Origin of the sequence: Microcoleus sp. S13_C3 (assembly GCF_036700905.1) — a bacterium.
Lineage (GTDB): Bacteria > Cyanobacteriota > Cyanobacteriia > Cyanobacteriales > Microcoleaceae > Microcoleus.
Genome location: NZ_JAUBPT010000049.1, coordinates 16,150 through 28,679 on the forward strand (window position 1 = coordinate 16,150; position 12,530 = coordinate 28,679).

Sequence of the window (12,530 nt, forward strand, 5' to 3'; positions counted from 1 at the left end):
CATTCAATCTCAAAGCAATCCGAAATTAGCAGCACTAATACTGTTAGCAGAAACACCACCCAGCGAAGCTAAAATCTCCCCTGTTTGTGCAAACCGGATTAATGTTGCACCGCTATCTTGAGCAATTGCTAATTGCGAGAAACTCAAGCCGTTACCCAATACTAACAAGTCTTGACCGACTTCAAAATCAGTAATCGTATCAGTACCGGAATTCGTAGAGAGTAGGAATTTATCTAATCCCATTCCTCCCGTCAAAGTATCCATTCCCAAACCGCCATTGAGCAAATCATCGCCCTTACCTCCGTAAAGAATATCATTACCATCATCGCCATTCAAAAGGTCAGCACCACGGTTGCCAAATAAGACATCATCACCGCTACTTCCCAGGATTGTATCGCTACCTTTGCCACCGAAAATAGTGTCATTACCCAGAACTCCATTGAGGGAATCATTGCCCCTCATGCCCATCAACACATTATTCCCGCTGTCGCCAGTCAGGATATCGTCGCCATTAGTACCGAGAATTGCATTCGGGGAATTGCTGCCCAAATCAGCATCGCCGCTGACAACAGGAGTGGCAATCCCAGCCGGCAATTCTACAGCTTCAATTCTGCTATCTAAAGCAGTACCAGTGTTGTCAGCAACTAGCTGGGAAATTGGTTTATTTCCTGTACCAACTGCTTTGAAGTCTTGAGTTGTTGGGCCCAAGGCTACTTGTTGGAGGCGGGCAAGTGATTCAGGAATTGATGTTGCTGTTGGGTTAGAGACAGCGGCATCAATGCGTTGATTGGCTGTTGCCATTACTGTGGCAGCTTGCGATGTAATTTGGCTGACTTGTTGACTGTTGAAACTGGGGTCTATTTGCTGGATTTTCGCGGCTGCTTGCTGAATGATTGGTTCTAAGGCGGCTGGGTTGCTGAGGTTTAAGACTGTACCAGATTGAATTTGATTGGTAATTGAACTGACAACAGCTTTGACAATATCGGTATTGACTGCACTGGAAGCACCGTCAATCAAAGCGCTGGTTTGAGTGATAAAGTTTTGGACTTTCACCATTGCGGCTAAGACTTCGACTCCGCCTGGTTGGTTGTTGTTGGTAGCTTCTATTGGATCGAAGCTAGTTAAGTCAACATCGCCGGGGAGGGAAAGGGCAGCTTTGACTAAAGATTGTGCTTCTTCTGGTGCAATTCCTTTGTCGATTAAGTCGGCGATTAAGCTGGTTAAGAGGGTGACAACTGTGGAATCTGGTGGCGCGGTGAGTGGTGTTTCTAGGGGTAAGCCGGTGGCGGTGTCAGTGCCTCCTGTGACAACTAAATTGCCTTCTGATGGGTCGATTTCTCCGTTTTTGTTGGTGTCGAAAGTCTCGAAGGGGATATCGAGATTAAACTCACCGCTACTGTTAGTTGTGGTGGATGGTTCGTTGGCATCGAGGATGCCGTTTTTGTTGGCATCTAAGAACACAGTAGCACCGGAGATATAACCGTCAATTGCGATGCCAGAAATGCCGTTGGCGCGGTACAGGTGGAAGAAGTCGGTAGCAGTGGCACCGGCATTGTCCGTTGCTGTCACCTTAATTGGCACATAGAATGATGAGGGAACATTGCCAGCATTCAAATCCACGCTAAAGGTCAGGGTATTTGGGTCGAAATTAAGCCAATTGGGTGGAATGAAAGTGCCGGTATTGGGGTCGAAGGTCAGCCAATTGAGAGGGTTGGGGCCGAAGGGTCCGTTGGGTTCCGGCTCTGGAATTATTGAGTAGGAGTAACTGAGGCTGTCACCTGGATCGTCGTCAATAAAAGTATTGGGAGCAAGAGTTAAACGGAAGTCGCTGTGGAAAATCTGGACACCCTGACTGAGGATGCGATTATTAACCCTTGGCGGGTGGTTGTTTAGTGTAGATTCAGCATCGATAATTTTCAGAGTGGCAGTGTTTTGGGTGCCAATAATTGCATTATCCCGATTGGTGATCCGAAACGCAATTTCTTCTGTTCCCTCAACTTGACTATCCGGAAAAACGTCAATTGTGAAAGTTTTGGTATTTTCGCCTGGGTTAAAGGTGAGTTCAGGAGAGAAATTGGGGGCAACGCTCCAATCTGTTCCGAAAGTCGCTGAACCAGTAGGAGGTTCTAGGTACACCCTGGAAAAGTTGTTTAGATTCCCAGTGCGAGTGAGGGTAATTTGTTTCTGAACGCCTCCTGTGCGACTTTCATTGACTTGGTAAGTAGCTGGAGAGAAATTAATTGTAGGAGGCCCCTGAGCATCCAAAATTTGCAAAGTGGCAGTGTTTTGGGTGCCAATAATGGAATTATCCCGACTGGCGATCCGAAACGCAATTTCTTCTGTTCCCTCAAGTTGACCGTCCGGTAAGATGTCAATTGTGAAAGTTTTGCTATTTTCACCTGGGTTAAAGGTGAGTTCAGGAGAGAAATTGGGGGGAAAGTTCCAATCTCTTCCCCCACTCGCTGAACCAGTAGGAGGTTCTAGGTACACCCGGGAAAAGTTGTTTAGATTCCCAGTGCGAGTGAGGGTAATTTGTTTCTGAACGATTCCTGTGGGACTTTCATTGACTTGGTAAGTAGCTTGGGAAAAATTTACCGTGGGAGGCCCTTCAGCATCCAAAATTTGCAAGGTAGCAGTGTTTTGGGTGCCAATAATGGCATTATCCCGATTGGTGATCCGAAAGGCAATTTCTTCTGTTCCCTCAAATTGACCATCCGGAAAAACGTCAATTGTGAAAGTTTTGGTATTTTCGCCTGGGTTAAATGTGAGTTCAGGAAAGAAATTGGGGGGAAAGTTCCAATCTGTTCCGAAAGTCGCTGAACCAGTAGGAGGTTCTAGGTACACCCGGGAAAAGTTGTTTAGATTCCCAGTGCGAGTGAGGGTAATTTGTTTCTGAACGATTCCTGTCGGACTTTCATTGACTTGGTAAGTAGCTTGGGAAAAATTTACCGTGGGAATACTAAGAATCTGATCGTTGCCAGGACCACCAGCAATCAGATCGTTCGATCTCGGTATGGTGTTACCCCTGTTAACAACAGTGGCATCCGGTGCATCGAGGCCGTTGTAGTTACTATCCGCACTCACAGCAGGGGCAGTCACAATCTGATAAGTCTTATCGAAGTCAAATACTCGATCGTCCACACCCCTGATCGTAATAGTCTGCCACTGATTCCAATTAGCAGAATTGAAGGTAACAGTTTGCGGGGAATTTACTCCCTCTGCCTCATTGCTGCTACGCAAATCAATTCTCACATCAGCAGTCGGTGGGCGGTTGAGTTTGATGGTGAATTGGTCTGTGCCACCTGCTTCTGTAGTTACTAATCCCGATGCCGGACTAATAACAATGCCAGGACTTCCAAGTATTGGTGTCGGCAGTGGTGGTGTCGGTGTCGGCAGTGGTGGTGTCGGCGTCGGCAGTGGTGGTGTCGGCGTCGGCAGTGGTGGTGTCGGCGTCGGCAGTGGGGGTGTCGGTGTTGGCAGTGGGGGTGTCGGTGTCGGCAGTGGGGGTGTCGGTGTCGGCAGTGGTGGTGTCGTGTCATTATCAGTAATCGCCACTGTCACCCCTGGAACCACAACCACATTATACTTAGCATCACCCCCACTCACACTGTGAGTGATATTAGCGCTGTGCGCGCCTTCCACAACCGTATCGTCAACAGCTTTCACAGTAACGGTTTTAGCGACATTCCAATTATCCGCAGTGAAAGTCACAGGGGCGAGATCCTCTATCTCATTACCTGTTGTGAGAGTGATAGTAACAGGGGCGATCGGCTGCGATGTTAATTTGAGCTCATAACTGCCATTCGCCCCGCCTTCTGTAGCAGTTGTGCTCGTAGGTGTAATGCTGACACCTGCTGTCTCGTTGTCGGTAATCGCTACATTGACATCCTGAATTGTTGTGCCGCTATACTTAGTGTCGGTACTGGTAACAGTGTGAGCGATCGTACTGCTGTGCGTACCTTCGGCTTTGTTATCGTCGGTAGCCGTGACTGTGACTGTTTTGGCAACATTCCAGTTAGTGCTGTCAAAGATAACAGGGGCGATCGCATTTATTTCACTTGGGGCATTAAAGTTAATGGTAACAGGGGCGATCGGCTGCGATGTTAATTTGAGATCATAACTGCCCGTCGCGCCGCCTTCAGTAGCAGTTGTTGCCTTGGGAGTAATAGAAATACCAGCGGTATCATCGTCTTTATTGCTGAGGCTAACATCCGCTACATCTTTATTGCTGTAATTCGGATCTGTACTAACACTAGCCGCCGTGACAATTTTGTAGTCAATATTGCCGTCAACAATGCTATCGTCAACCCCTGTTACTGTCACCGGCTGCGGTGTATTCCAGTTAGCCGGAGTGAAAGTTAAACTATTAGTCGAAACTGTTCCCTCTGCAACATTGTCACTGCTCAAACCGATAGTAACATCAGCAGTCGGCTGAGTATTCAGAACCACAGTAAAGTTAGCCTTTGTGCCATCTTCACCAGTAGTTAATCCCGCCGTCGGATTCACCGTAATTCCCGGAGTTTCGTTATCACTGTTGGTGACGGTGACATCATCAGGATCGAGGTTATTGTAATTAACATCGCTACTCACAGCAGCCGTGACAATTTTGTAAGGTTGAGGGCCATCAGCTACTAAATCGTCAACACCACTTATCGTTATTGTTTGCGGTTGATTGTAGTTAGCCGGAGTGAAAGTTAAGCTATTAGTTGAAACTGTTCCTTCTGCAACATTATCACTCCTCAAACCGATGGTAACGTCAGCAGTAGGTTGAGCGTTGAGTTTGACTGTAAATTCTGCCTTGCCACCAACTTCACTTGTAGTCAATCCCGATATTGGGTTAACTGTGAAACCGGCAGTGTCATCATTAGTAATCGTTGTGGTAGCGGTAGCAGTGGTAATTGTCGGTGTTAAGCCTGGGCCTGTGGGATTGGACAGGGTGACGGCTATGGTTTCGTCGGGTTCAACTAGGGTGTCGCCTAATACATCGAGAGTAATGGTTTTGGATGTTTCATCGGCGGCAAAATTAATGGTGCCAGTAGGAGTAGTTGCCCCTGAAGTGCCGCCGATGTTGTTGTAATCGCTGATGTTTGTAGCTGTGCCGGCGATCGTATAATTGATGCTACTTGCCCCGCCTGTGTTGCCGCTGCGAGTCGCGGTGAAAGTCAGAGGTTTTGTGCCGCTATTGCCTTCAAGAATGCTGGGAGTACCGGCAGCAATGGCATAAGAAACTGTACCGTTGGCTGCAATAGTTAGTGTGGTTTGTTTGGTTGTACCTGCAATGCCTCCGGTGATTGTTCCCAAGTTGAGGATTGCGGTTTCGGCGTTTTCAGGGAGATTGTCGGGTTTGATAGTAACTGCAACAGTTTTGGTGAGTGCGGTATCTGTTGCACCGGCGGGGAAAATAATCGAGGTAGGGGAAATGGTGTAGTCGGAATTTTCGGTGGCACTGCTGCTGGAGTCGATGACAATTGGTACAACTACATCGGCAAAGGGAGTGCCGCCGCTGATGGTGACGGGAATATTAACTACTGTGTCTGTCGTTCCTTCTGTACCGCTGTAAGTGGTCACACCGAAATTAACTGTATTGGGTGTATTTAGTAGCACAGAAACGTTACCTGAACCATTGTTCGCTACTGCCAAATCCGGGAGAGTATCAGCATTAAAGTTGCCTGCAATAATGGAAGTTGGATCTGTGCCCGCAGCAAAGTTAATGGGTGCACTAAAACCGCCATTGCCGTTGCCTACTAAAATTGCAGCGCCGCTGGTTCCGGTTATTGCTAAGTCAAGTCTGCCATCTCCGCTAAAGTCTTTCACCACAATGCCGTTAAGCCCTGCCCCTGCGTTAACAGTAGTGGCCGGGCCAAAGCCACCAGTGCCATTTCCCAATAGAATTGACACACTGTTAGAACCGCCGTTAGCTGTGGCTAAGTCGAGGAAATTGTCTCCGTTAAAGTCCCCAGTGGCGATCGAATTTGGAGTTGGCACAGCCCCAACATTAGGAGCTGCACTAAATCCACCCGTACCATTTCCTAACAGAATTGAGATATTGTTAGATAAGCTGTTGCCAACCGCTAAGTCGGGGAAATTGTCAGCGTTAAAGTTCCCTACAACAACGGCATCCGGAATCGCACCAACATTGAAATTAGTGGCAGCGCCAAAGCTGCCAGCACCATTTCCCAACAAAATTGAGACGCTACCAGAAGCACCTTGAGGGTTAGCGTTTACCACTGCTAAATCGAGGAAAGTGTCGCTGTTAAAGTTCCCGACAGCTATTGAAGAGGGAGTGTTACCCACACTAAAGGTGCTGGGTGGACTAATGAGTCCGCCCGTGCCATTTCCTAACAGAATTGACACACTGCTATTACTGCTATTTGCTACTGCCAAATCGGGGAAATTGTCAGCGTTAAAAAGTCCTGATGTGACGAAAACAGGATCCAAACCTACAGCCAATTGGGTAACTGTTCCAAAATTGCCATTTCCATCTCCCAACAAAATTGAAATGTTTTCGCTTGATAGGTTGGTCACTACCAAGTCTGGAAAGGGATCAGCGTTGAAAAACAATACATTAATACCTTTGGGATTTGTCCCCGCGCCAAAATTAGTCGCATCACCAAAACTATTCAAAACATACTCGTAACCCGCTAACACTTCGGCTTCAAATACCAGCGGCGTTTCAATTTTACCGGTTCTGACTTCCAGTTCCCAGTCCCCGCCTTTGGCTACACTTCCGGTGAGGTTTTGGGAAGCCGCAACATTGGTATTTGTGAGTTGGGCAATTCGTTGGATGAAGGCTACACCGTCTATATCTCTGGCGTGTCGATCATCTATGGCGTATTCATTATCTATGGCGTATTCATCCGATCCGCCAGGGAATGAATTCCCTGTCTCATAGCGAAAGTCCTCTGAAGAGGACTGTTTATTGAGTTTGTTTTCAGTCGGTTTCAACCGACTTGAGCCTTGAGCCGGGGAATTCATTCCCTGGCGGACTTTCGGGTAAGCAGTCGGTTTCAACCGACTTGAGCTTTGAGACAGGGAATTCATTCCCTGGCGGACTTTCGGGTAAGCGCGAGGTGATGATGCGACATTACAACCGTAAATGAGAATGTCCGCATCAACACTTAAAGCACTCCGCCACTGCTGCAATTTCTCGGAATAAGTTTCCACATTATCTGCACTCAAGCAGCCATTACCCAATTGCAAGCTGCCCGGAGCACCGTGAGAAACTATGTGAATGCTGTCAATATTAGTACGAAGAGCTAAAATTTCAGTAATTTGGTCGATCGCATCCCGGTTCCCATCCAAAACGACTACTTCCGTACCCGGTTTTACTCCGGCAATCAAACTTTGATAATTTTCTACTTTAGAATCAATAAAGGCGATCGCACTTGGTGAAACTTGATTATTTAAATTTGGCATATTGCACCTACTAATAGCTAAAAAAAGACAATATTTTCCCTGTTTCGCGACTTGCATCCGAAACTCTTTCTGAAGGTTGTAGTAACCATAACTGTTTTTTCAGAGAATATCTATAAAGTTTTCTTCATAAACACCTTTGTATTTAAAGTTTTGATAAAGTTGGGGAATTTTATTAAGTAATATTACGGATAAGCCAGCGCCAGGTGGATGAGATAACACAAAAACATTTCAATAGCAAGTGTCCTTATACTGAAATATTTTAGTCCCCGTGCAGAGTATGGGAAGGAGAATATAGGAGTAGAGGTTCAGAGGTTTAGTACCAGAGTTCGATCGATTGGTGGAAGACGCTGTGCGATCGCCTCTGGGCTGATTTCTTTTAATACAATTGTGGAAGCATCTCGATTAGAAGCGGGAACAGTTTCTCGTATACTTTTGCAGTTGGAATTGTTGGGATTAGTTTCTATAAAACAGGGGTTTTTAACCCCTGTTTTATTCTCGCGCTCACGAGTTCTCGGAAGGTCGAAATCTGGGTAATAAACCGGAAATAGCTCTTAAATCAATCCGAAATTAACGGCACTGATGCTGCTAGCAGAAACACCACCCAGAGAAGCTAAAATCTCCCCTGTTTGTGCAAACCTGATTAAAGTTGCACCGCTATCTTGAGCAATCGCCAATTGCGAGAAACTCAACCCGCCACCCAATACTAACAAGTCTTTACCGACTTCAAAATCAGTAATCGTATCAGTACCGGAATTGGTAGAGAGTAGGAATTTATCTAATCCCATTCCTCCTACCAAAGTATCAATTCCCAAACCGCCATTGAGTAAATCATCGCCCTTACCTCCGTAAAGAATATCATTACCATCATCGCCATTCAAAATGTCAGCACCACGGTTGCCAAATAAGACATCATCACCGCTACTTCCGAGGATTGTATCGCTACCTTTGCCACCGAAAATAGTGTCATTACCCAGAACTCCATCGAGGGAATCATTGCCCCTCATCCCCATCAACACATTATTCCCGCTGTCGCCCGTCAGGATATCGTCGCCATTAGTACCGAGAATTGCATTGGGGGAATTGCTGCCCAAATCAGCATCGCCGCTGACAACAGGAGTGGCAATCCCAGCCGGCAATACTACAGCTTCAATTCTGCTATCTAAAGCAGTACCAGTATTGTCAGCAACTAGCTGGGAAATAGGTTTATTTCCTCCACCAACTTCTTTGAAGTCTTGAGTTGTTGGGCCCAAGGCTACTTGTTGGAGGCGGGCAAGTGATTCAGGAATTGATGTTCCTGTTGGGTTGGAGACAGCCGCATCAATGCGTTGATTGGCTGTTGCTATTACTGTCGCGGATTGCGATGTAATTTGGCTGACTGTTTGACTGTTGAAACTGGGGTCTATTTGCTGGATTTTAGCGGCTGCTTGCTGAATGATTGGTTCTAAGGCTGCGGCATTGCTGAGGTTTAAGACTGTACCTGATTGAATTTGAGCCGTAATTGAACTGACAACGGCTTTGACAATATCCGTATTGACTGCACTGGAAGCACCGTCAATCAAAGCGCTTGTTTGGGTGATGAAGTTTTGGACTTTCACCATTGCGGATAAGACTTGGACTCCGCCCGGTTGATTGTTGTTGGTCGCTAAGATTGGATCTAAGCTAGTTAGGTCAACTTCGGCGGGGAGAGAAAGGGCTGCTTTGACTAAAGATTGTGCTTCTTCTGGTTCAATTCCTTTGTCGGTTAAGTCGGCGATTAAGCTGGTTAGGAGGGTGACTACACTAGAATCTGGGGGTGCGCTGACTGGTGTTTCTAGGGGTAATCCGGTGGCGGTGTCAGTGCCTCCTGTGCCTACTAGATTGCCTTCTGATGGGTCGATTTCTCCGTTTTTGTTGGTGTCGAATGTCTCGAAGGGGATGTTGAGATTGAATTTACCGCCTGAATCGGTTGTGGTGGATGGTTCGTTGGTGTCGAGGATGCCGTTTTTGTTGGCATCGAGGAACAAAGTTGCGCCGGAGATGTAGCCGTCAATAACTACGCCCGTGCAACTAAATGTCAGCAACATACCCTGAAATGGACGTGTAAGGTCATTGTCGCTGACACTAAGACCCGCCCTGTCTGTTGCTGTTAACTTGATTGTTAACTGCTGCAGTTTAGGACTTGTGCCGCTGAGTGTGCGGGTATCTGGGTTGAAAGTGAGCCAACTTGGCAGGGGACTGCCGTCCATCAGAGTTGCTGTGTAGGTCAGTTGGTCGCCCGGATCGGGGTCAGTGAACGTATTGTCTGGGAACGTGTACTCGAAGGTTGATGAGTTGCTCGACTGGATGTACTGGTAATGCCACGGGGTTGTAGTCGGGCCGTAGTTGAGGACAGGCGGGTTGTTGGCGACTGAAAAACTCCCTTCTGTGGCAAACTCTGAACCTGCCCAAGCGGTATCAATGGCTTGCACGCTCCAGTAATATGTCCCCGGAGACAAGTCTTTAAGTTGCCACTGGGTGTTTTGGTTGGCATTGCCTAACCCTACTACTTGGCGAGTTCCGTCATTGAGAGACATCGGGGCGAGAATATCCTTGCCACCGGGAGTAGTGCCAACTCGCAGGTTGTAGCTTAAGCCATCAGCAGGAGTTTGAGCATCAGTTGCTTTGTTCCAGTTAAAAGTGACATTTCCACCAGAAGGTAAAGCCGACAGCCCTGTGGGTGCAGTGGGAGGAGTGTTCGCATTAGCTGTATTGCTGCGGTACACTTGATTTCCCAACAAAATATCCAATTTGCCGTCACTGTCGTAGTCTCCCCAAGATCCTTGACCGTCACCAGTCACTCCAGCACTGGTATCTTCGCTAAAGCCGCTGCCAGTGTTGCGGTACACTTTGCTGTTGAGCAAGATATCAAATTTGCCGTCGTTGTCGTAGTCTCCCCAAGCTGCAAAACTACCACCGGGCAAGGCTGCATTCATGTCTTCGCTAAAGCCACTGCCTGTGTTCCGGTACACTTTAGTAATGTTGCCAGAATCTGAATTACCCGCTAGCAAGATATCCAAATCGCCATCATTGTCATAGTCTCCCCAAGCAGCAGAACCATTAGAAACACCGGGCAAAGCGAAAGCTTCGCTAAACCCGCTGCCAGTATTGCGAAACACTTTGGCTATTTTGCCTGAAACACTATCGCCCGTTAGCAGGACATCGGGTTTGCCATCCTTGTTATAGTCCCCCCAAGCAGCCGAACCGTCGGTAACGCCCGGAAGTTGGGCGCTAAAGTCAGGCGTAAAAATGCTGCCACTATTCCGGTAAAGTACGCTGACGTTTTGCTGGCTCAATCCAGTGTCTGAGTCGAAGATACTTTGCTGGGTGGCATTCAGCAGATCCGGTTTGCCGTCATTGTTGTAGTCTACCCATGTTTGCGAACTATCAATGGAACTTGTCTGTTCCGAGTTGAATGAATAGTTGCCGTAGATTTTGAGAAAGCTTAGCGGATTGTTGCTCGATTGTTGTAAGAATGATGGTACTGTTTGTAAGGCAAAATTTAGATTTCCGTCATTATCGTAGTCTCCCCAAGATGCGGCAGAAGCTAAATCCCAAGCTAGGTTGCCACTTTCAGCAGTAAATGTAGTGCCCGTGTTCCGATACAGCGAAGTATAAGTGCCCACATAACTGTTACTCGCTGTCTGAAGTAGCTGAAGACCACCCGACGCCATAAAATCCAGTTTCCCATCACCGTTGTAGTCTCCCCAAGGGCTAATTGCTCCCCCGTTGAAATAATTCGAGATTTCCGTATTGATTTTGGTGAAAGTGTAATTGCGTTCGAGGTTAGTCACGCTGACATCTTGAGGATCGATACCTGAGTATCCGGGAGTTCCAAAAGGGTTGTAGATCGCAGGACCATCGTTGCTGGTAGCCTGACCGAGGATAATTTTGTAGGGGCGATCGCCATCAGATTGATTATCGTTAACCCCCTTGATTGTGACAGTCTGAGCTGTATCCCAATTATCAGGAGTGAACTTCAGCGTTGATACAGAAACAGTTCCTTCTGTCGTGTTGTCACTGCTGACTGGGATGACAACATCCGCCATAGGTTGCTGAGTCAACACAACACTGAAATTAGCAGTGTCGCCTGCTTCTGTTGTAATCAACCCGTTTGTTGGTTCAACGACAATCTTAGGATATTGATTGTAGGGATAGCCGGCATCAACGAACATATTGGTGAGACTGACATCAGAGGCATCAAGGCCTGAGTATTTGCTGTCAGTGCTGATCGCAGGGGTGGTAATGATCGTGTAAGGTCGGTTAGCAGCAATAGACAAAGTACTACCCTCTCCTTTTACCGTTACCTCCTGGGGTATATTCCAGTTGTCAGGTGTAAAGATAACTCCTGGAGTGGAGAGACTACCTTCTGTTGGATTCTGAGGAGAAACGTTCAAACCGATCGTAACAGGAGCCGTCGGCTTGCTATTAAGTGCGAGGGTAAATTTGGCTTTGCCACCTGTTTTAGTGGTGATTAATCCGTTGGTGGGGGAGACGGTGATACCTGGGTTAGCAGCAGTGTCAGAATCCAAAGGCGGTATGGTGTTACCCCTGTTAACAACAGTGGCATCCCATGCGTCGAGGCCGTTGTAGCCACTATCCGCACTCACAGCAGGGGCAGTCACAATCTGATAAGTCTTATCGCCGTCAAATACTCGATCGTCCACACCAGTTATCGTAATCGGCTGCCACTGATTCCAATTAACAGAATTGAAGGTAATCGAGTCCGTTGAAATTACTCCCTCTGCCTCATTGTTGCTACGCAGATCAATTTTCACATCAGCAGTAGGCGGCCTGGTGAGTTTGATAGTGAAAGTGTCTGTGCCACCTGCTTCTGTAGTTACTAATCCCGATGCCGGACTAATAACAATGCCAGGGCTTCCAAGTATTGTCGTCGGTGTCGGCGTTGTCGTCGGTGTCGGCGTTGTCGTCGGTGTCGGCGTTGTCGTCGGTGTTGGCGTTGGCGTTGGTGTTGGCGTTGTCGTCGGTGTTGGCGTTGGCGTCGGTGTTGGCGTTGGCGTTGGTGTTGGCGTTGTCGTCGGTGTTGGCGTTGTCGTCGGTGTTGGCGTTGTCGTCGGTGTTGGCGTTGTCGTCGGTGT

General features: G+C 47.5%; 4 protein-coding genes. 1 reads left to right on the forward strand and 3 read right to left on the reverse strand.

The window, feature by feature from the left end; all coding sequences use genetic code 11:
- Positions 1-9: 9 nt before the first annotated feature.
- Entirely contained in the window at positions 10-7,416 is a 7,407-nt protein-coding gene (locus QUA16_RS15370) for a DUF4347 domain-containing protein (protein ID WP_333106455.1), read from the reverse strand.
- 366 nt (positions 7,417-7,782) lie between these two features.
- Here QUA16_RS15370 and QUA16_RS15375 point away from each other — a divergent pair, with 366 nt between their 5' ends.
- Positions 7,783-7,950, forward strand: a complete 168-nt coding sequence (locus QUA16_RS15375; RefSeq protein WP_333106459.1) for a DprA-like winged helix domain-containing protein — start codon at positions 7,783-7,785, stop codon at positions 7,948-7,950.
- 17 nt (positions 7,951-7,967) lie between these two features.
- Here QUA16_RS15375 and QUA16_RS15380 read toward each other — a convergent pair whose 3' ends face one another.
- Both QUA16_RS15380 and QUA16_RS15385 read right to left on the reverse strand, forming a co-directional pair.
- Entirely contained in the window at positions 7,968-12,209 is a 4,242-nt protein-coding gene (locus tag QUA16_RS15380) for an FG-GAP-like repeat-containing protein (protein WP_333106456.1), read from the reverse strand.
- A gap of 82 nt (positions 12,210-12,291) precedes the next feature.
- The coding region (locus tag QUA16_RS15385) for a hypothetical protein (RefSeq protein ID WP_333181208.1) at positions 12,292-12,530 on the reverse strand (239 nt) is incomplete at its 5' end.